This window comes from Rummeliibacillus pycnus, from assembly GCF_002884495.1.
Classification (GTDB): domain Bacteria; phylum Bacillota; class Bacilli; order Bacillales_A; family Planococcaceae; genus Rummeliibacillus; species Rummeliibacillus pycnus.
The window spans coordinates 3,264,404-3,284,784 of record NZ_KZ614145.1 but is presented as its reverse complement, the minus strand read 5'-3'; the positions used below and the strand labels follow the sequence as shown (position 1 = coordinate 3,284,784).

Annotated in this window: 15 protein-coding genes, 9 tRNA genes and 3 rRNA genes; 2 read left to right on the top strand and 25 right to left on the bottom strand. The window is 39.4% G+C overall.

Going from position 1 to position 20,381, the window contains the following annotated elements; genetic code table 11:
* Positions 1 to 22: 22 nt before the first annotated feature.
* On the bottom strand, positions 23 to 661 hold the full coding sequence (locus CEF14_RS16125; protein WP_102693762.1) for a redox-sensing transcriptional repressor Rex: 639 nt from the start codon (positions 659 to 661) through the stop codon (positions 23 to 25).
* Positions 662 to 787: 126 nt separating this feature from the next.
* On the opposite strand from CEF14_RS16125, the gene CEF14_RS16120 reads away from it, so the two are divergent.
* Entirely contained in the window at positions 788 to 2,728 is a 1,941-nt protein-coding gene (locus CEF14_RS16120) for an ABC-F family ATP-binding cassette domain-containing protein (protein ID WP_102693761.1), read from the top strand.
* 434 nt (positions 2,729 to 3,162) lie between these two features.
* Here the strand turns inward: CEF14_RS16120 and tsaD are convergent, their stop codons facing one another.
* The 24 genes from tsaD to acpS all read right to left on the bottom strand — a co-directional run bounded on the left by tsaD (position 3,163) and on the right by acpS (position 19,703).
* Complete coding sequence (gene tsaD, locus CEF14_RS16115) at positions 3,163 to 4,185, bottom strand: tRNA (adenosine(37)-N6)-threonylcarbamoyltransferase complex transferase subunit TsaD (protein ID WP_102693760.1); 1,023 nt, start codon at positions 4,183 to 4,185, stop codon at positions 3,163 to 3,165.
* The gene (rimI, locus tag CEF14_RS16110) at positions 4,185 to 4,628 is read right to left on the bottom strand and encodes a ribosomal protein S18-alanine N-acetyltransferase (protein WP_102693759.1); all 444 of its coding nucleotides are present in this window, start codon (positions 4,626 to 4,628) and stop codon (positions 4,185 to 4,187) included. Before rimI ends, tsaD begins: the two co-directional genes overlap by 1 nt.
* Positions 4,629 to 4,636: 8 nt before the next feature.
* Positions 4,637 to 5,341 carry a tRNA (adenosine(37)-N6)-threonylcarbamoyltransferase complex dimerization subunit type 1 TsaB gene (tsaB, locus tag CEF14_RS16105; RefSeq protein ID WP_102693758.1) on the bottom strand — a complete coding sequence of 235 codons (705 nt, stop codon included), beginning with the start codon at positions 5,339 to 5,341 and terminating at the stop codon, positions 4,637 to 4,639.
* Positions 5,338 to 5,790: a tRNA (adenosine(37)-N6)-threonylcarbamoyltransferase complex ATPase subunit type 1 TsaE gene (tsaE, locus tag CEF14_RS16100; protein WP_102693757.1), complete on the bottom strand. Its 453-nt coding sequence runs from the start codon at positions 5,788 to 5,790 to the stop codon at positions 5,338 to 5,340. Before tsaE ends, tsaB begins: the two co-directional genes overlap by 4 nt.
* A gap of 138 nt (positions 5,791 to 5,928) precedes the next feature.
* A tRNA-Asp gene (locus CEF14_RS16095) sits at positions 5,929 to 6,005 on the bottom strand.
* Between the two features lie 162 nt (positions 6,006 to 6,167).
* A 5S ribosomal RNA gene (rrf, locus tag CEF14_RS16090) occupies positions 6,168 to 6,284 on the bottom strand.
* 188 nt (positions 6,285 to 6,472) lie between these two features.
* A 23S ribosomal RNA gene (locus tag CEF14_RS16085) occupies positions 6,473 to 9,401 on the bottom strand.
* Between the two features lie 311 nt (positions 9,402 to 9,712).
* A 16S ribosomal RNA gene (locus CEF14_RS16080) occupies positions 9,713 to 11,262 on the bottom strand.
* The 16S, 23S and 5S rRNA genes sit together here with 9 tRNA genes alongside, the layout of an rRNA operon.
* Before the next feature lie 132 nt (positions 11,263 to 11,394).
* A tRNA-Gly gene (locus CEF14_RS16075) sits at positions 11,395 to 11,468 on the bottom strand.
* 21 nt (positions 11,469 to 11,489) lie between these two features.
* A tRNA-Arg gene (locus CEF14_RS16070) sits at positions 11,490 to 11,566 on the bottom strand.
* A 17-nt stretch (positions 11,567 to 11,583) separates the two neighbouring features.
* Positions 11,584 to 11,670 (bottom strand) — tRNA-Leu (locus CEF14_RS16065).
* A gap of 60 nt (positions 11,671 to 11,730) precedes the next feature.
* Positions 11,731 to 11,806 (bottom strand) — tRNA-Lys (locus CEF14_RS16060).
* 21 nt (positions 11,807 to 11,827) lie between these two features.
* Positions 11,828 to 11,902, bottom strand: a tRNA-Gln gene (locus CEF14_RS16055).
* Between the two features lie 5 nt (positions 11,903 to 11,907).
* Positions 11,908 to 11,984: transfer RNA gene (locus CEF14_RS16050), tRNA-Asp, on the bottom strand.
* Positions 11,985 to 11,991: 7 nt separating this feature from the next.
* Positions 11,992 to 12,063 (bottom strand) — tRNA-Glu (locus CEF14_RS16045).
* Position 12,064: 1 nt separating this feature from the next.
* Positions 12,065 to 12,141, bottom strand: a tRNA-Asn gene (locus CEF14_RS16040).
* A gap of 100 nt (positions 12,142 to 12,241) precedes the next feature.
* On the bottom strand, positions 12,242 to 12,700 hold the full coding sequence (locus CEF14_RS16035; protein ID WP_102693756.1) for a SprT family protein: 459 nt from the start codon (positions 12,698 to 12,700) through the stop codon (positions 12,242 to 12,244).
* Between the two features lie 262 nt (positions 12,701 to 12,962).
* Complete coding sequence (locus tag CEF14_RS16030) at positions 12,963 to 15,128, bottom strand: Tex family protein (protein WP_102693755.1); 2,166 nt, start codon at positions 15,126 to 15,128, stop codon at positions 12,963 to 12,965.
* Between the two features lie 173 nt (positions 15,129 to 15,301).
* Positions 15,302 to 15,712 carry an anti-sigma regulatory factor gene (locus tag CEF14_RS16025; protein WP_102693754.1) on the bottom strand — a complete coding sequence of 137 codons (411 nt, stop codon included), beginning with the start codon at positions 15,710 to 15,712 and terminating at the stop codon, positions 15,302 to 15,304.
* Positions 15,713 to 16,070: 358 nt separating this feature from the next.
* Positions 16,071 to 16,421 (bottom strand): type II toxin-antitoxin system PemK/MazF family toxin, encoded by a 351-nt coding sequence (locus CEF14_RS16020; protein ID WP_102693753.1) that lies wholly within the window; start codon positions 16,419 to 16,421, stop codon positions 16,071 to 16,073.
* A 4-nt stretch (positions 16,422 to 16,425) separates the two neighbouring features.
* Positions 16,426 to 16,707, bottom strand: coding sequence for a transcriptional regulator (locus tag CEF14_RS16015; RefSeq protein WP_245890195.1), 282 nt, complete (start codon positions 16,705 to 16,707; stop codon positions 16,426 to 16,428).
* A gap of 170 nt (positions 16,708 to 16,877) precedes the next feature.
* Positions 16,878 to 17,996: an alanine racemase gene (alr, locus tag CEF14_RS16010; protein WP_102693752.1), complete on the bottom strand. Its 1,119-nt coding sequence runs from the start codon at positions 17,994 to 17,996 to the stop codon at positions 16,878 to 16,880.
* A 68-nt stretch (positions 17,997 to 18,064) separates the two neighbouring features.
* Entirely contained in the window at positions 18,065 to 19,294 is a 1,230-nt protein-coding gene (locus CEF14_RS16005; RefSeq protein ID WP_102693751.1) for a LolA family protein, read from the bottom strand.
* Between the two features lie 55 nt (positions 19,295 to 19,349).
* On the bottom strand, positions 19,350 to 19,703 hold the full coding sequence (gene acpS / locus CEF14_RS16000; RefSeq protein ID WP_102693750.1) for a holo-ACP synthase: 354 nt from the start codon (positions 19,701 to 19,703) through the stop codon (positions 19,350 to 19,352).
* Between the two features lie 67 nt (positions 19,704 to 19,770).
* On the opposite strand from acpS, the gene CEF14_RS15995 reads away from it, so the two are divergent.
* Entirely contained in the window at positions 19,771 to 20,379 is a 609-nt protein-coding gene (locus CEF14_RS15995) for a rhomboid family intramembrane serine protease (RefSeq protein ID WP_102693749.1), read from the top strand.
* Positions 20,380 to 20,381 lie beyond the last annotated feature (2 nt).

Here is a 20,381-nt window from a genome sequence, read left to right as displayed (position 1 = left end):
CCATTTTTATGAATATTTTAAATCAAGGATTGTCGTTTCGAATAAAATAACTTAGTGTTTGTAATTCAACGGTTAAGTCAATTGTGTGCACTCGAATATTATCTGGAACATTTAATCGTACAGGTGAAAAATTTAATATACCTTTTACACCCATTTTAACTAGACGATCAGTCATAAACTGTGCTGAACGTGCTGGTACTGTTAATATTGGTAGCTCTGCACCATATTCTGCGAATTTCTCCTCTAATAAATCTGGAGGAAAAACGGGAATATCATTTATAAATGTACCATCTGGGGTACCACTTGTATCAAACGCCACAACAATTTTCATATTATGGCTTTTTTGGAAATTATAATTTAATAAAGCGCTGCCAAGGTTCCCTACTCCGATTATCGCTACATTCATTCGTTCATCTTGGTCTAATATTTGTCTAAAAAAATTGAGTAAGTATTGTACATCATATCCATACCCTTTTTTACCTAGGGCTCCAAAATGTGAAAAATCTCGTCGAATAGTCGCTGAATCGATCTTCATTGCTTCACTTAGTTCCTTCGAAGATATTCTTTCCTGTCCCGCTTCTGCAAAACTTAGGATGAAGCGATAGTAGAGAGGAAGCCTTTTTGTTGTAGCTTGTGGAATATTATTAGTTGTAGCTTTCACAATTTTCCTCCTGCAATGAATCCGGAATCGTTTCAATCTTACATGACGATCGACTATATGTAAAGCTATCTACGTTGCACACATAAGTATCTTCCTTTAAACTAGGATTGAACTGAGGTGTCTAATATGATCGTTTTACAGGTCAATCAATTATATAAATCTTATATTGCAGATGAAATTTTAAGTGGAGTTAAACTTGAAGTCCAACATCGAGATCGCGTTGCACTTGTAGGTCGCAATGGAGCAGGTAAATCTACACTATTGAAAATAATTGCAGGACAGCTTTCTTATGATTCTGGTGATATTATCATGCCCAAAGATATTCGATTAGGGTATCTAGACCAACATGCTGGACTAGAATCTACACTTACAATTTGGGAAGAAATGATGACGATTTTCGAACCATTAAAAAAACAAGAAGAACAACTTCGAAAATTAGAACGAAAAATGGCTGATCCTGCAATATATGAAAATACAGAAGCTTACTCGAAAATTATGGCTGAATACGATCAGTTACAACATGATTTCAAAGAGCATGGTGGCTATCAATATGAAGCTGATACACGTTCAGTGTTACACGGTATGCAATTCTATCCAGAAAGTTACGACCAGAAAATCTCTTCACTATCAGGTGGTCAAAGAACTCGTCTAGCACTTGCTAAACTGTTATTAAGCAAACCAGAGCTACTTATTCTAGATGAACCTACTAACCACCTAGATATTGAAACGTTAAGTTGGCTTGAAAACTTCTTAAAGAATTATGAGGGTGCTATACTCATCGTATCACACGACCGCTACTTCTTAGATCAAGTTGTTTCAATTGTATATGAAGTTTCTCGTCATCATGTCACGAAATTCACAGGTAATTATAGTGATTATTTAGATCAGAAAGCAAAGAACTATGAACGAGACCGTAAACTATTCGAAAAACAACAAGGTGAAAAGGCAAAGTTAGAGGCTTTTATCCAAAAAAACATTGCGCGTGCTTCTACTACGAAGATGGCTCAAAGTCGACGTAAAATCCTTGAAAGAACAGATTGGATGGATTCACCAGATGGCGACGAAAAATCAGCTACTTTTACATTTAGCATTGAACGCCAAAGTGGAAATGATGTTCTCTCTATAAATGATTTGACCATTGGCTATGAAGGAAAAGAAATATCAAAAAATATCAAAATGCGTGTTTATCGTCAAGATCGTATTGCCCTTGTTGGTCCAAATGGTGTTGGCAAATCTACATTATTAAAAACCATTGTTAAAGATAAAATAGCACTTGCTGGTGATATTCGTTACGGAACAAATGTACAGATCGGCTACTACGATCAAGAACTAGCAAAGTTAACAAGTAATAAAACTGTATTAAAAGAACTTTGGGATGAATGGCCATTAATGAACGAAAAAGATATTCGTACTGTTCTTGGACGTTTCCTCTTCTCTGGTGAAGATGTGGATAAAATTGTTCATGATCTATCAGGTGGCGAAAAGGCTCGTTTATCATTAGCTAAATTAATGCTTCAAAAATCTAATTTGCTTGTTCTCGATGAACCAACAAACCATCTAGACTTAGATAGCAAAGAGGTATTAGAAAATGCTCTTATAGACTATCCCGGTACATTACTTTTCGTATCACATGACCGTTACTTCATCAACCGTATCGCAACAAAGGTAATAGAACTTTCAAATGATGGTACTACAGAATATCTTGGTGATTATGACTACTATATTGAAAAGAAAAAAGAACTTGAAGAAATAGCAGCAGAAAAACTAGCAGCATTACCTCAAGCTAAAGAAACAATCATCAAAAAACAAAAGAATACGCAAATCGATAAAGAAGCAAAGAAAAAAGAAAGGAAAATTCGCCGTCGTATAGAAGAAATTGAAGAAGCTTTAAGTACTTTTGATATCCAAATAAAAGAAATTGAAGAAAAGCTTTGTGATCCTGAAATTTTCCAAGATCACGAAAAGGTTGTGGTACTCCAAACTGAACTAGATGGTATTAAAGTACAACATGAAGAAAATGAACTGGAATGGATCGAACTAAATGAACAATTAGAAGAATTTGAATAACATGATTAAAACGTGAGGTTTTGATTTAAGATTATTGTTATTTCAACTGTTCTACCACTAGGGTCCATTCTTTTAGAATCTAAAATGCATCAAAGGAATTGTCAGAAGCTCATTTTCGACAATTCCTTTGTCGTTTCAAGGGGATTCTTGTCTATATATTGGTCAATAATAAATTTTCATCTAATTTCTTTCCACAGATTTATTCACAGAATATATCCCATTATTTCAATATATAAATAGACTTTTCCACATTATCCACAATTTCAATTAAAGATATAAACAGGAAATTGTGTAAAAGTCACCACTATATATAGAAAACACACATTTTATCCACATGTTATCCACAATTTGTGGATTATTTTCGAATTTTCTTATAATTTTTACTAATAAATAAAGACTTTCACTTTTTTAGTGAAAGTCTTTATCTGTCTATTTTAGTCGTTCCAAGACATTAACTCCAATCCTGGTCGACCATTTAATGTTAAATCACTTCGTTTTCCGGCTTTAAACATAGATGTACCTGCAGCTGCAATCATTGCTGCATTGTCTGTACACAATTTTAATGGTGGCACATAGAATGGTATACCTTCTTTTTTGAAAGTCTCCTCTAATGAAGAACGTAAACCTTTATTTGCTGAAACACCACCTGCTGCAATTACTTGTTTAACATTAAATTCACGAGCTGCTCGCAAAGTCTTTGAAGTTAATACTTCAACAACACTATCTTGGAAACCTTTTGCAACATGCATAGGGTTAATTTCTTCCCCACGTTGATCTGCATTGTGTTTGTAATTAATAACCGCTGATTTTAATCCGCTAAAGCTAAAATCATAAGAATCATGCTCCAACCAAACTCGTGGAAACTCAACTGCACCATCACTTTCATGTGCCAAGCGATCAATTTGTGGCCCACCTGGATAAGGAATATTTAAAACACGTGCCACCTTATCATAAGCTTCCCCAGCTGCATCATCGCGTGTTTCTCCGATTAATTCAAAACATCCATCAGCCTTCATTAGAACTAGTTCTGTGTGACCACCTGATACAACTAATGCAAGCAATGGAAATTCCATTGGTTGCATCAATGCGTTTGCATAGATGTGTCCTGCAATATGGTGAACACCCACTAATGGTAAATTATTTGCAAATGCAAATGCCTTAGTAGCATTAATACCTATTAATAACGCTCCAACAAGACCAGGACCTTCTGTCACACAAACTGCATCTAAATCTTCAGGCTTCATATTTGCTTGTTGTAACGCTTCCTCAATAACAATTGTTACTTGCTCTACGTGATGGCGAGAAGCGATTTCAGGTACAACACCACCAAAACGTTTATGACTTTCAATTTGAGATGCCACCACATTGGAAACAATCTCATGTCCATTTTTTACAATGGAAGCAGCCGTTTCATCGCAACTACTTTCAATGCCTAATATATATAGATCTTTTTCCATTATAAATTCACCCACATGACAAGAGCGTCCTCTTGATTATCAGTATAGTAACCTTTACGAATTCCGCCTTCTTGAAATCCAAGTTTTCGATACAAGTTTTGTGCAACAGTATTTGTTACACGTACTTCTAGACTCATGACGATAACCCCTTTTTCTTTTGCAATGCGTATTGCTTCACGCATCAGACCTTCGCCAATACCTTTTCCTCTACCAGCAGGAAGTACGGCTACATTCGTAATTTGGCTTTCATCTAAAACAATCCACATGCCACAAAAGCCGATTATTGCATCTGTTTCGTCCACAGCAACGACATATGTGGCTTGTGTATTGGTTGTCATTTCATGATAAAAGGCATCAAGTGTCCAAGGTGTAGCAAAAACAGCTTCCTCGATACTATGTACTGCCTCAACATCTTCAATAGTCATTTGTCGATACGCAATCATCGCATCACCTATTGTTTACCCTTCTGCTCTTTCAACCAGTTTGCTTCAGCTTCTGCTAAACGACAATACTTTGGTACAAATGTATGAGTAGCTTCTAGAGAAGGTAGCTCTTGTTGTTCCGCTAAATGAATAAGCTGTGCAGCATTTGGTAGATCTAGTGTATACGGCGCTCTTAATGCCCGTTCCCCTAATTCTTTTTTAATGAGTTCCCAAAAATTATCTACATCATGTCCGACAAATAGCACTGGTCGATCCAGTTTTTTTAATTGTGCTAATAAACCTACCATACTATAATGACCATCTTCTACTATTGGGGAAAGCCCGTTAGTTGCATCGTATACTGCAGCATATACATTTTGGCGTCTTGCATCTATTACAGCACAAATAGCCCCTTGATACATCTCTGCATTTGATGCAAGTATTTTTAAACTTGAAACACCAACTAATGGCTTTTGTAATGTCCAAGATAATGTTTTTGCTATTGTTACTCCTATTCGTACACCTGTATATGAGCCAGGTCCTTGACTGACTGCAATTGCATCAATATCCTTTGGAGACATCTTCACTTTTTTAAAAATCCAATCAATCGCGGGCATTACGCCTGCAGAATGATTTACTTTTATATTTGTCACTTCAGCTGCAATAACTTGTCCATCTTTTACAATGGCAACAGCTAAAGGAGAATTTGCTGTATCTATCCCTAACCAGATCATTTCATTAACTCCTCACACAATCGTTCATAGCGTTTTCCGATTGGTTTCAATAAAAATCTTCTTTTCTTTTCATCAACACGTTGAATATAAATGGCTAACCGTTCAGCAGGGAGATCCTGTTCTATTAAGTGTGCCCATTCTACAACAGAGACTGCATCACCATAGAAAATCTCATCCCAACCAAGATCTTCATCACTATCTGCTAATCGATAGACATCTAAATGATTTAAGGGTAATCTTCCCTCGTATTGTTTTAAAATCGTAAATGTTGGACTATTAACTGTACGGGTTATTCCAAGACCTTTTGCTAAACATTGTGTAAATGTCGTTTTACCAGCACCCAAATCACCTTCAAGAGTAATCGTATCCTGTGCTTCTAATAAATTAGCCAACTTCAACGCTAATCGATTGGTTTCTTCTAAAGAAGTAACCATAATTTCCATTGTCATTGTCTTCGTCCTCTCAAATTCACATTACTTATAGTTTACCTAAAGCTGAACAAATGTTCAAAGTGAACGGGTTGAAACATCTGGACATAAAAAAATAACACAGCTTCTTTAGCTGTGTTTGCATTTACATTCAATAAATGGCGGTTCGGACGGGACTCGAACCCGCGACCTCCTGCGTGACAGGCAGGCATTCTAACCAGCTGAACTACCGAACCATTGCATTTTGACAGGATTTATTATAGCAGGTATTTTATGAATACTGCAATAGTATTTTAATCATTAGCCTTCTTATTTCACATGCGAAATAAGATAGGTATGCGTCACCATTTTCACACAAAAGCACACTACTGATAATAAAATCAATAGTGTGCTTATTTGCCTAGCAACGTCCTACTCTCGCAGGGGGACAGCCCCCAACTACCATCGGCGCTAAAGAGCTTAACTTCTGTGTTCGGCATGGGAACAGGTGTGACCTCCTTGCCATCATTACTAGACCTTCGATTTACAATCTACTTCGCATTACTTCGTCAACTTCACTCATTCGAATCCTCATGTACATAAGTACACTCCGGTTCTCACTCGTTCGTTTCCTCGTACTGCTCGTATCTTGAAAATCTCATCTATAGAAAGATTTGTTCTTTCAAAACTGGATAAACGTTTATTGAAGTTCTTAAATCAACTTTTGGTTAAGTCCTCGATCGATTAGTATTCGTCAGCTCCATGTGTCACCACACTTCCACCTCGAACCTATCTACCTTGTCGTCTTCAAGGGATCTTACTTACTTGCGTAATGGGAAATCTCATCTTGAGGGGGGCTTCATGCTTAGATGCTTTCAGCACTTATCCCGTCCACACATAGCTACCCAGCGATGCTCTTGGCAGAACAACTGGTACACCAGCGGTGTGTCCATCCCGGTCCTCTCGTACTAAGGACAGCTCCTCTCAAATTTCCTACGCCCACGACGGATAGGGACCGAACTGTCTCACGACGTTCTGAACCCAGCTCGCGTACCGCTTTAATGGGCGAACAGCCCAACCCTTGGGACCGACTACAGCCCCAGGATGCGATGAGCCGACATCGAGGTGCCAAACCTCCCCGTCGATGTGGACTCTTGGGGGAGATAAGCCTGTTATCCCCGGGGTAGCTTTTATCCGTTGAGCGATGGCCCTTCCATGCGGAACCACCGGATCACTAAGCCCGTCTTTCGACCCTGCTCGACTTGTAGGTCTCGCAGTCAAGCTCCCTTGTGCCTTTACACTCTGCGAATGATTTCCAACCATTCTGAGGGAACCTTTGGGCGCCTCCGTTACTCTTTAGGAGGCGACCGCCCCAGTCAAACTGTCCGCCTGACACTGTCTCCTACCCCGCTTAGGGGTACGGGTTAGAATTTCAATACAGCTGGGGTAGTATCCCAAGGACGCCTCCACCGAAGCTGGCGCTCCGGTCTCTCTGGCTCCTACCTATCCTGTACAAGCTGTACCAAAATTCAATATCAGGCTACAGTAAAGCTCCACGGGGTCTTTCCGTCCTGTCGCGGGTAACCTGCATCTTCACAGGTACTATAATTTCACCGAGTCTCTCGTTGAGACAGTGCCCAGATCGTTACGCCTTTCGTGCGGGTCGGAACTTACCCGACAAGGAATTTCGCTACCTTAGGACCGTTATAGTTACGGCCGCCGTTTACTGGGGCTTCGGTTCTCACCTTCGCTTGCGCTAAGCAATCCCCTTAACCTTCCAGCACCGGGCAGGCGTCAGCCCCTATACGTCACCTTACGGTTTTGCAGAGACCTGTGTTTTTGCTAAACAGTCGCCTGGGCCTATTCACTGCGGCTCTCTCGGGCTTGCACCCTACTAGAGCACCCCTTCTCCCGAAGTTACGGGGTCATTTTGCCGAGTTCCTTAACGAGAGTTCTCTCGCTCACCTTAGGATTCTCTCCTCGACTACCTGTGTCGGTTTGCGGTACGGGCACCTCCTACCTCGCTAGAGGCTTTTCTTGACAGTGTGAAATCAGGAACTTCGCTCATACGAGCTCGCCATCATAGCTCAACGTTATAGAGAGCGGATTTGCCTACTCTCACGTCTTACTATTTAGACGCACATAACCAACAGTGCGCTTACCCTATCCTACTGTGTCCCCCCATTACTCAAATGGTAGGGAGGTGGTACAGGAATATCAACCTGTTATCCATCGCCTACGCCTGTCGGCCTCGGCTTAGGTCCCGACTAACCCTGAGAGGACGAGCCTTCCTCAGGAAACCTTAGTCATTCGGTGGATGGGATTCTCACCCATCTTTCGCTACTCATACCGGCATTCTCACTTCTAAGCGCTCCACCAGTCCTTCCGGTCTGACTTCACAGCACTTAGAACGCTCTCCTACCACAGACATCGTAGATGTCTATCCACAGCTTCGGTGAATTGTTTAGCCCCGATACATTTTCGGCGCAGCGTCACTCGACCAGTGAGCTATTACGCACTCTTTAAATGGTGGCTGCTTCTGAGCCAACATCCTGGTTGTCTAAGCAACGTCACATCCTTTTCCACTTAACAATTACTTTGGGACCTTAGCTGGTGGTCTGGGCTGTTTCCCTTTTGACTACGGATCTTATCACTCGCAGTCTGACTCCCGTGCATAAATCACTGGCATTCGGAGTTTGTCTGAATTCGGTAATCCGGGATGGACCCCTAGTCCAAACAGTGCTCTACCTCCAGGATTCTCTATCACGAGGCTAGCCCTAAAGCTATTTCGGAGAGAACCAGCTATCTCCAAGTTCGATTGGAATTTCTCCGCTACCCACACCTCATCCCCGCACTTTTCAACGTGCGTGGGTTCGGGCCTCCAGTAAGTGTTACCTTACCTTCACCCTGGACATGGGTAGATCACCTGGTTTCGGGTCTACGACCACATACTCATTCGCCCTATTCAGACTCGCTTTCGCTACGGCTCCGTCTTTTCAACTTAACCTTGCATGTAATCGTAACTCGCCGGTTCATTCTACAAAAGGCACGCTATCACCCATTAACGGGCTCTAACTACTTGTAGGCACATGGTTTCAGGATCTCTTTCACTCCCCTCCCGGGGTGCTTTTCACCTTTCCCTCACGGTACTGGTTCACTATCGGTCACTAGAGAGTATTTAGCCTTAGGAGATGGTCCTCCCAGATTCCGACGGAATTTCACGTGTTCCGCCGTACTCAGGATCCACTCTGGAGGGAATGAACTTTTGACTACAGGACTGTTACCTTCTTCGGTAGGTCTTTCCAAACCGCTTCGTCTAATTCATTCCTTTGTAACTCCGTATAGAGTGTCCTACAACCCCAAGAGGCAAGCCTCTTGGTTTGGGCTCTTCCCATTTCGCTCGCCGCTACTAAGGGAATCGAATTTTCTTTCTCTTCCTTCAGGTACTTAGATGTTTCAGTTCCCTGAGTCTGCCATCATGACGCTATGTATTCACGTCAAGATACTGTCCCATTACGAACAGTGGGTTCCCCCATTCGGAAATCTCCGGATCATAGCTTACTTACAGCTCCCCGAAGCATATCGGTGTTAGTGCCGTCCTTCATCGGCTTCTAGTGCCAAGGCATCCGCCATGCGCCCTTAATAACTTAACCTTCAGTTTTCAATACACATCGCATTACGTCGTCAATTTCACTCGTTCAAATCCTCATGCACCAAAGTGCACTCCGGTTTTCACTCACTCATTTCCTAGTACTACTCGTGTCTTGAAACCTTTTACAACTTTCAAGTTATTAAGCCTAAAAAATTTAAAACTTAATATAAAAAAATGTGTTACTTAAGAATTTCTTCAATGTCGTTTTATCCAGTTTTCAAAGAACAAGTTTTGAAAGCGATGAGCCTTCAAAACTGAACAGCAACCGTTAATCTTACAGACCCAAGGTCTGTATTCCGAAATATTCCTTAGAAAGGAGGTGATCCAGCCGCACCTTCCGATACGGCTACCTTGTTACGACTTCACCCCAATCATCTATCCCACCTTCGGCGGCTGGCTCCAAAAGGTTACCTCACCGACTTCGGGTGTTACAAACTCTCGTGGTGTGACGGGCGGTGTGTACAAGGCCCGGGAACGTATTCACCGCGGCATGCTGATCCGCGATTACTAGCGATTCCGGCTTCATGTAGGCGAGTTGCAGCCTACAATCCGAACTGAGAACGGTTTTATGAGATTAGCGTGCTCTCGCGAGTTAGCGACTCTTTGTACCGTCCATTGTAGCACGTGTGTAGCCCAGGTCATAAGGGGCATGATGATTTGACGTCATCCCCACCTTCCTCCGGTTTGTCACCGGCAGTCACCTTAGAGTGCCCAACTAAATGATGGCAACTAAGATTAAGGGTTGCGCTCGTTGCGGGACTTAACCCAACATCTCACGACACGAGCTGACGACAACCATGCACCACCTGTCACCAATGTCCCCGAAGGGAAAACTCTATCTCTAGAGTGGTCACTGGGATGTCAAGACCTGGTAAGGTTCTTCGCGTTGCTTCGAATTAAACCACATGCTCCACCGCTTGTGCGGGCCCCCGTCAATTCCTTTGAGTTTCAACCTTGCGGTCGTACTCCCCAGGCGGAGTGCTTAATGCGTTAGCTGCAGCACTAAGGGGCGGAAACCCCCTAACACTTAGCACTCATCGTTTACGGCATGGACTACCAGGGTATCTAATCCTGTTTGCTCCCCATGCTTTCGCGCCTCAGCGTCAGTTGCAGACCAGAAAGTCGCCTTCGCCACTGGTGTTCCTCCAAATCTCTACGCATTTCACCGCTACACTTGGAATTCCACTTTCCTCTTCTGCACTCAAGTCTCCCAGTTTCCAATGACCCTCCACGGTTAAGCCGTGGGCTTTCACATCAGACTTAAGAAACCGCCTGCGCGCGCTTTACGCCCAATAAATCCGGACAACGCTTGCCACCTACGTATTACCGCGGCTGCTGGCACGTAGTTAGCCGTGGCTTTCTAATAAGGTACCGTCAAGGTACGTTCATTTCCTAACGTACTTGTTCTTCCCTTACAACAGAGTTTTACGATCCGAAAACCTTCATCACTCACGCGGCGTTGCTCCATCAGACTTTCGTCCATTGTGGAAGATTCCCTACTGCTGCCTCCCGTAGGAGTTTGGGCCGTGTCTCAGTCCCAATGTGGCCGATCACCCTCTCAGGTCGGCTATGCATCGTCGCCTTGGTAGGCCGTTACCCCACCAACTAGCTAATGCACCGCGGGCCCATCCTGTAGTGACGCCCGAAAGCGCCTTTCAACATTTCACCATGAGGTGAAATGGATTATCCGGTATTAGCTCCGGTTTCCCGAAGTTATCCCAGTCTACAGGGCAGGTTGCCCACGTGTTACTCACCCGTCCGCCGCTAAATCAGAGGAGCAAGCTCCTCATCATTCGCTCGACTTGCATGTATTAGGCACGCCGCCAGCGTTCGTCCTGAGCCAGGATCAAACTCTCCATAAAAGTAAAGTTTGAAAGCTCATTTGCTTTGCTAGCGTTATCTATTGATAACAATTTGTCCTTGTCACTAAAAGATGTTAGTGATCAAAGTTTATTGATTAACGTTTGCTTGTTCAGTTTTCAAGGTTCATAAATTGGAGCGGGTGAGGAGAATCGAACTCCCGACAACAGCTTGGAAGGCTGTGGTTTTACCACTAAACTACACCCGCGTAGATTATTAAGTTAAAATATGGTGCGCCCAGCAGAAGTCGAATCCACAACCTTCTGATCCGTAGTCAGACGCTCTATCCAGTTGAGCTATGGGCGCATATTATAAAATTTTCTTGGTGCGATCGAGAGGACTTGAACCTCCACCGAGTTTACCCCGACTAGGCCCTCAACCTAGCGCGTCTGCCATTCCGCCACGACCGCATCCTATCTTAACAACAAGTATTATTATAATATACTTTATTAATCGTGTCAAGGATAAAATGGTGAGTCATGCAGGATTCGAACCAGCGACCCTCTGATTAAAAGTCAGATGCTCTACCAACTGAGCTAATGACTCGTAGCTGAAATAACAAAAAAATGGCTGGGGTACCTGGATTCGAACCAGGGCATGACGGAATCAAAATCCGTTGCCTTACCGCTTGGCTATACCCCAATAAATGGCGGTTCGGACGGGACTCGAACCCGCGACCTCCTGCGTGACAGGCAGGCATTCTAACCAGCTGAACTACCGAACCAAAATAATGACCCCTACGAGATTCGAACTCGTGTTACCGCCGTGAAAGGGCGGTGTCTTAACCGCTTGACCAAGGGGCCATGGCTCCGAAGGCAGGACTCGAACCTGCGACCCTCTGATTAACAGTCAGATGCTACTACCAACTGAGCTACTTCGGAATAACATTTAATTGTTTGTCGTTTCAATGTGTTATCATCTTATCGACATTTATTATTATAGATACTCACAATCTATTCGTCAAGAGTTTTTCTGAAAAAATTATTTTTTTATTTTCAACTTACCCAAACACTTGCTACAACAGTATCTAGCTGTATTTAATCTAATCTTTCGTTGATAGATTGTCCCGCAATTAACACATACATAAGTGTATTGTTTTAGACTTCTCCTTCTTCTATTCCCTTGATCTAAATTTGAGCAAAAACGAGGTGCATTCGTCTTTTTCAAAAGGATTCTAAAATCCGTATCCCTATGTTGATAGCCCTTTCCTTCTAAATGAAGATGATAATGACAAAGTTCATGGCGAATAATCCCTTCTACTTCTTTCAGACCATACTTTTCGTATGCTTTAGGATTAATCTCTATATTATGAGATTGTAAAAGATAGCGACCTCCAGTTGTACGAAGTCTTTTATTGAAATAGGCTTGATGTCGAAACGGTTTTTGAAATACCCGCTCTGAAATATCACTGACAAGTTGCTGTAAATCACAATCTTTCATAGTATACCTCCTAACAAAAATTCAATACTCCATAATAAAGGAGTATTGAATTTTATAGCAAATTTCTTTTTAAATTAAAGGTTTTATCCGAGGACTCTACGCTAATTTCACTTCAACAGTAATGGCAAGGAAAGATTCCCATCATTAAAATCTTGTTCTTTGCTTTTTCAGTATTCTTCTCCACAAACTGCTGGACACTTACTCTTACTAAAAATGAAAGTTAACAAAGACAGATTAATACCTTCTATTAGAGATATCAATATCATTCATTCATTTGTTGCTCAGGTGGAAGCATTGTAAGAGAAATTCTCCCTTTTTCTGCTTCAACTTTATCTACCCAAACTGTTACGATGTCCCCCAGTGCTACAACTTCTAACGGGTGCTTTACATATCCTTTTTTTAGCTTAGAAATGTGTACAAGACCATCTTGTTTTACACCAATATCAACAAATGCCCCAAAATCAACAACATTACGTACTGTACCTTGAAGTTCCATACCGGGTTGTAAATCTTCCATTTTAAGAACATCTTTTTTTAGCAATGGTTGTGGGTAGGCATCCCTAGGATCGCGTGAAGGCTTCATAAGTGAATCGACAACATCTTTGAGAGTTACTTCACCAATCCCCCACTCTTTACTTAACGCAGAAATATTTAATTGTCCAATTGCTTGTTCTGCTTCATATGAACCAATTTGTTTCTGATCAATATGTGCAGCTTCAAGAATTTTTTTCGCTAAATCATAACTTTCAGGATGGATAGCGGTAGCATCTAAAGTGTTTTTAGCATTAGGAATACGTAAAAATCCAATAGCTTGCTCATACGTCTTAGCACCCAATCTTGGAATTTTCTTTAATTGTGTACGAGCAGTAAATTTACCATTTTCACTACGAACTTTTACAATATTCTCAGCTACTGTTTTAGATAAACCGGATACATATTGAAGTAGTGATGGTGATGCAGTATTTACATCTACACCTACTTGGTTAACTGCAGTTTCTACTATAAAGGTTAATGATTCCTCTAATTTTTTTTGAGAAACATCATGTTGATATTGTCCTACACCTACCGCCTTTGGATCAATTTTCACAAGTTCTGCTAAAGGATCTTGCAAACGTCTCGCGATAGATACAGCACTTCTTTGTTCAACTTGTAGTTCTGGGAATTCTTCACGCGCTATTTCCGATGCCGAATAGACACTTGCCCCCGCTTCACTCACAATTACGTAAGCTGCATTGCTATCCGATTCTTTTAAACATTCTGATACAAATTGTTCTGTTTCACGAGATGCTGTACCATTTCCAATGGCAATAATGGAAATCGGATACCGATCTAAAATATCATAAAATGTCTTTTTCGATTTTTCTACATCACCTTTTGCTGTATGAGGGTAGATAACAGAGATTTCAAGCATTTTACCTGTGTCGTCAACAACTGCTAATTTACAGCCTGTCCGATATGCCGGATCCACTCCTAGAACATATTGACCATTCATCGGTGGTTGTAACAATAAATTTCGTAGGTTTTCAGAGAAAATATGAATAGCTTGTGCTTCTGCCTTTTCCGTTAACTCATTTCGAATTTCTCGTTCAATTGATGGTTGTATTAATCGTTTATATGAATCTTCAACGGCTAACTCTACTTGTGAAATAGCAGGTGATGATGAAGTAGGTATCCACTCATTTCGCATAACTTGATGCATACGTTCTACAGGTACTTGAATACTCACTTTTAAAACATCTTCTTTTTCACCACGATTAATAGCTAAAATTCGATGAGGAACAATTTTATTAACTGGTTCTTCATATTCATAATACATTTCAAATACAGCTTTCTCATCAAGTTCAGCATTTTTTACAGTCGTTTGAATCTTCCCTTGCTGCCAAGATATTTTTCGTATTTTCTCACGAATTGCTGCATCATCTGCAAATCGCTCTGCCAAAATATCGCAAGCTCCTTGTAAAGCTTCCTCAACATTGTCTACTTTTTCACCCACAAAAGGTATCGCTAATTCTTGAAGGGACGTTTTTTCAAATACCATTAATTGATCAGCGAGTGGCTCCAGACCCTTATCTTTGGCAATTGTAGCTTTTGTACGCCGTTTTTGTTTATATGGACGATATAAATCTTCAATCCTTTTTAAAATAGTCGCTGCATTTATTTCTTTTTCCAGCTCTTCTGTTAATTTACCTTGTTCATCAATTAAGCGAATAACTTCCTGTTTACGTTGTTCTAATTGTTGAATATAATGATATCGATCTTCGATTGCTTTTATCTGAACCTCATCTAACGAGCCCGTTGCTTCTTTTCGATAGCGTGCTATAAACGGTACTGTATTAGAGGCTTCTAATAATTGAATTACTTGATCGACTTGCTTTGCACGAATCCCAATTTCTGAAGCGATTAACTGATGCATTTTTTTGTCGTCCATAAGTTCACTACCTTTCTTTTGTCTACCTTATTTTATCATAGGAAGAATTTACAAATCTCCTGAAAGCCAAAAAGGAATTGTCCAAAGTTTCTTTGGACAATTCCTTTTCTAATTAATTACGTATAAATTATATCTTTATAAGTGCCTTTTACAATTAAATATTATTTATGACATTAATCATTCTCTAATCGAAGCCACTTCTTAATGGTAATGGTAGTTCCTTTTTTTAATTCCGTCTCTATTTTAAATTCATCCATCAGCCTTCTAACACCCGGTAAACCTGCCCCTAACCCATGAGAAGTGGAGAAACCATCTTGCATCACTTGCTGTATATCAGCTATACCAGGACCTGAATCCGAAGCGACTATACAAATCCCCTTCGAAAATTGCCCAATAATTCTTGTCACTTCAATTTTTCCTTGTTCAGCATATAAATAAATATTACGGGCTAGTTCACTGATGGCAGTCGTAATTCGTGCTTGATCTACTGCACCAAAACCAATTTCTTTAGCTTCCTTACGACCAAGCTGACGTGCGGCAACAATATCCCATTCTGTCAAAATCTCTACAGAAGACTCTTCCATCCAAAATACGCCCCCAAATCACTTAAGTTTTCCAATGTTTTCTTTATTAAGTGCACTAATACTGTTTTCCAAAAGAAAACCATAGCATAATAAAATACATTTCAATTGGGTTAATCACTTAAATAACTTATGTATTCTATTTATTTTTTATGAATAAAGTTACTATTATTATTCTTTCAAGATTTTATAGTGATAACTCCATATTATCTATTTTACTACTAACTTTTTCTAATTGTATAATATATTCTCTAACTTTACACTGTTAATTTCGTAATATTTTTTTATATATTTGTGGATAAATATGCTTATAAATACAAAAAACACCAGATTTTTTCTGGTGTTTCAATATGTATGCTATTTAAAATTTTAAAAGACCCAAGCTAATTTCTAAAGCTTCCTCTACTTTTTCCATCAATGGTCCATCAAGTTGTGTGATTTTGTCAGTTAATCTGGATTTATCGATTGTACGTAATTGCTCTAATAAAATAACTGAATCTCTTTCAAACCCATATTTTTTTGCATCAATCTCTACATGAGTAGGTAATTTTGCTTTTTGGATTTGAGCAGTTATTGCTGCAATTATTACTGTAGGACTGAAGCGATTTCCAATATCATTTTGAATAACCAGTACGGGTCTAGTGCCTCCTTGTTCAGACCCGATTACTGGCGATAAATCTGCAAAAAAAACGTCCCCACGTTTAACGTTCAAGTTTTCATCCTCCGCTTACGAGTCGCTCCACCATATGTTCCGCTTCATACTCAACATGTAAGCATTCACTACATATAGATAAGTTAATTTGTGACATTTCTACATATCCTTTAACCATTGCTTCTCGTATGTGATTTTTTTGATTTGTATGAATAGATCGTTTTGTTGGAATATAAACGCAATCATTTGTTATTTTTTTTATTTGTCTATATGCTTGTTCAATGTTCTCAGAAACTATTCGTTCTGGTAATTGGATAAGGACTTCTTCCATTCTTCTTTGACTCACAGCCAACACCTCCACAAACAAATCACCTATTATGCCTTTAACTTACCTACTATCCTAACATTAAATTTAGGCCTTGAAAAGACAGTATCAGTAAGTATTTGACATAAGCGTTGATTTTTTTCTGAATTTGTCGACTTATAGGACAAACTACTAATTACTTAATATTCATATCATCTATAGATTCTTGGTACTCTTTGTGAAAGCATACATGGTATTTCATAAACAATTGTATCTAGTCGATCTGCCCACTCTTGGATTTGAATCTCATCTTGTTGTTGTTTACCAATTAAAACTACTTTTTCGCCAACTGCCATTTTTCTAGGTAATCGAATCATACATTGATCCATACAAATTCTTCCGATAATAGGTGCTCTAGAACCATCTATTAAAACTTCTTGACCAGATAATCCACGAATAACCCCATCAGCATAGCCAATAGGCACCGTACCAATCCATTCATCTTGTTGCGCTACATATGTACCGCCATAACTCACTGTATCACCTTTAGCTATTTTTTTTACATGCACTAATTCACTTTCTAAAGCTAAGGCAGGATGTAATTCATATGGTAGATGTTTTTCGACAAATGTAGAAGGAGCAAGGCCGTACATAGAAATTCCAAACCGTACAGCATCAAACTGAACGCCTTCTTTAACTAGTGAAGCCGCAGTATTTGCTGCATGTACTAAGCGAGGTTTTACCGGTAAACTGGCAACTAATTCTTTGAAAACTTCTAATTGATGGTCATACTGTTCAGTATCTTCTTCATCTGCAGTCGCAAAATGAGTGAAAATACCATCTACTTCTATATTATTAGCCATTGTTATCGCATCATATACAGCTTTTAATTCTTTTTCTGTCCGTACACCGATACGACCCATACCACTGTCAACTTTTATGTGTACTTTTAAAGGAGCGTTAAATTCTTTTGACATTAATGTAACTTCGTTAACCCATTCTGAAGAAAAAACTGTAAGTGTAATATTAGCTTTTGCAGCGTATGGTGCAAAATTTACAGGAACAGCTCCTAATATCATTATAGGAGTCTTTTCAATTGATGCTCTTAAATGTAATGCTTCTTCTGGTGTAGCAACAGCGAACATGGTTGCTCCTGCTTCTAATGCAGCCTTAGCTACTTGTACATCACCATGACCGTAAGCATTTGCTTTTACTACTGCAATGACTTCAACATTAGATTGCAAATGCTTACGGAGGTTTTCTATATTGTATTGAATTGCTGATAAATCTATAATTGCTTTGGTAGGACGAAATTGAAGAAGTTCATTCATTTTTACTAACCTTCTTATTTTGTTTTTTTCTATTATCGTCCCTTCAAAAGCTTTGGTCAATCATTATGTTATTTGACCTCTCCATTTACCATTGAAGATGCTACCTGAATTAATTCATCCTTGCTTAAATCATTTGATGCGATAAAGAATGAAACCCCATCTGCTTCCCAACTAATTGAATTATCGGTAATTGCTCCAATTGTGAAACCTAAATCTGCAGGATCACCAGGTGAGAATACTGGGAGATAGAATTGGTCAGCTTTTTTCACTTTTTCTTGGATAATTGTAAAGCTCTTATCACCTTCAAATGATAAAATTTTACGAGTACCAGTATCCATTTGTAAGGATTCTTCATCTGTTAATTTAACATTATCCCATTTTAATACAGGGTAATGTGTTTTAAAATCTTCAGAATCTACATCTGCACCGGCATTTTCAGTATTATCTGTAGCATTTGCATCTGCTGATGTTGTGATTGTATCTTCACTTGTCGCTGCATTTCCTTCTTCATTTGTAGACTGTTTATCGGTTGCTTTATCGTCTGTTGTTTTATCATCTGTTGTTTTTTGTTCACTTGTAGTGGCAGCAGTGCCATCTCCCTTATCTGTTTCTTCTGTTGATGCTGCATCTGTTTTAGAGTCTTTGTTATCTGCTTTTGTATCGCTTGTCTTTGTAAAGTCCTCGATTGCATAATCAGAAGCCTTTTTAGCTACACCAAGTGTAATCTTTTTAAAGGTAATGCGGATTTGTTCTTCATTGGCTTCATTTAACACAATTACTTTTGTTGGTAACAAAGTCTTTTTGTCGATATAAACTTGTTGAGATGGAAGCATTTTAGAATGATTATTACGGGTTTTCGCTTTAAAGATATAAGCATTTTTTGTCTCTTTCATTTCTGCAGTTTTATCCGCAGCTAAATCATCTGCCAAAGCATTAATAAGATATCCTTGGCTATTTTGCTTTGGCCAATCACTTTGGAATTTATACGTCTTTTTTAGAGATGGTGTTACAACAAACACGCCTTCTTCGTTTCTTATAATCATTTGAGAGGTTTCTTGACCTTCTTCAGATACTGCAACACGATAAAATTCAGGCTTTGTATGCCATACATTTACATCGTATTTTTTTGAATCTCCATTCGTTTTGATCTCCATAACAGCTTTAACTTCATACCCTTTAGCAGCTGTCCACTTCTTGCTTGTCTTTTTCACAACATCCTCTTTTGAATTTGATCCACATGCTACTAACAATAATACTGCAGTTATCAATACTAGTCCTAAAGTGAGAAATTTTCGCAAATCTCCATCCTTTCTCCATTTTCCATTAAAGCATCTTATGAACGAGCTTTAAGAATTATGCGAGCAGAACTACTTGAGCAGCCGCATATTCTTTTGAATGTGTGATGCTTACAAAGCCTTGAGCAAGTTCTCCTTTAAAATATAAAATCGGTTGTCCTTTTTCATCTGGTAATATTTCTATATCTTGTAATGCACACTCCTTTCCTATTCCTGTCCCATTTGCTTTAGAATATGCTTCTTTAGCTGAAAATCTTCCTGCCAAAAATTCTAATTGTCTTTGAGATTTTAATTGATCGAAAATCCCCAGTTCCCGTGGTGTTAAAATTTTTTCTTTAAACCGTGAACTTAGGTCATTTGCTTTCTTTATTCTTGTTATTTCTACGATATCTAGTCCAATTCCTTTGATCATGTTGCTTCTCCTTTCATTCAGCTAATAAAACAATGTATAATAATTATATTAAAATCGAGGTGAATACATGTTTAATCGTACAGAAAATCTTTCGCAATACATAAAACTATATCCTGTTATTTCTTCCTTAATTGCGATCAATGTTGTTGTTTACTTACTTGGTCTATATCCACCACTTGGCAATAATATTCTTAACTTAGGTGCATCTGTTAATTATTTTATTGCTAACGGAGAGTATTGGAGATTGTTTACATCTATGTTTATACATGGAGGATTCTTCCACTTACTATTCAATATGTTTTCATTATACGTATTTGGTCCAGAATTAGAGCGTATTGCTGGGAAACTACGGTTTTTTACAATTTACTTTATCTCTGGTTTTATGGGGAATGTTGTTTCATATTTAACACAACCACCAAACTATGCTAGTATCGGTGCTAGTGGAGCCATTTTTGGTATTTTTGGTGCATTTGTTGCACTTGTTTACTATACACGTAAAACAATGCCCCAGCTAAAACAAATTATCATGCCGATTATTGTCATTTCTCTAATTATGACATTCTTACAACCTAACGTGAATGGCACAGCTCATATTGCAGGACTTATTACAGGTCTTATTATTGGTCTTTTCGATTTTCACCCCAAACGAGTTTTAAGATGGATTAAAAAAAGGTAATA

Bases quoted from the DNA above. Each gene is read 5' to 3' on its own strand.
- alr (WP_102693752.1), bottom strand. From the start codon at position 17,996: ATGAATGAACTTCTTCAATTTCGTCCTACCAAAGCAATTATAGATTTA.
- tsaD (WP_102693760.1), bottom strand. From the start codon at position 4,185: ATGGAAAAAGATCTATATATATTAGGCATTGAAAGTAGTTGCGATGAA.
- CEF14_RS16030 (WP_102693755.1), bottom strand. From the start codon at position 15,128: ATGGACGACAAAAAAATGCATCAGTTAATCGCTTCAGAAATTGGGATT.
- CEF14_RS15995 (WP_102693749.1), top strand. From the start codon at position 19,771: ATGTTTAATCGTACAGAAAATCTTTCGCAATACATAAAACTATATCCT.
- rimI (WP_102693759.1), bottom strand. From the start codon at position 4,628: ATGATTGCGTATCGACAAATGACTATTGAAGATGTTGAGGCAGTACAT.
- CEF14_RS16025 (WP_102693754.1), bottom strand. From the start codon at position 15,712: ATGGAAGAGTCTTCTGTAGAGATTTTGACAGAATGGGATATTGTTGCC.
- tsaE (WP_102693757.1), bottom strand. From the start codon at position 5,790: ATGACAATGGAAATTATGGTTACTTCTTTAGAAGAAACCAATCGATTA.
- CEF14_RS16035 (WP_102693756.1), bottom strand. From the start codon at position 12,700: ATGAAAGATTGTGATTTACAGCAACTTGTCAGTGATATTTCAGAGCGG.
- tsaB (WP_102693758.1), bottom strand. From the start codon at position 5,341: ATGATCTGGTTAGGGATAGATACAGCAAATTCTCCTTTAGCTGTTGCC.
- acpS (WP_102693750.1), bottom strand. From the start codon at position 19,703: ATGATCAAAGGAATTGGACTAGATATCGTAGAAATAACAAGAATAAAG.
- CEF14_RS16120 (WP_102693761.1), top strand. From the start codon at position 788: ATGATCGTTTTACAGGTCAATCAATTATATAAATCTTATATTGCAGAT.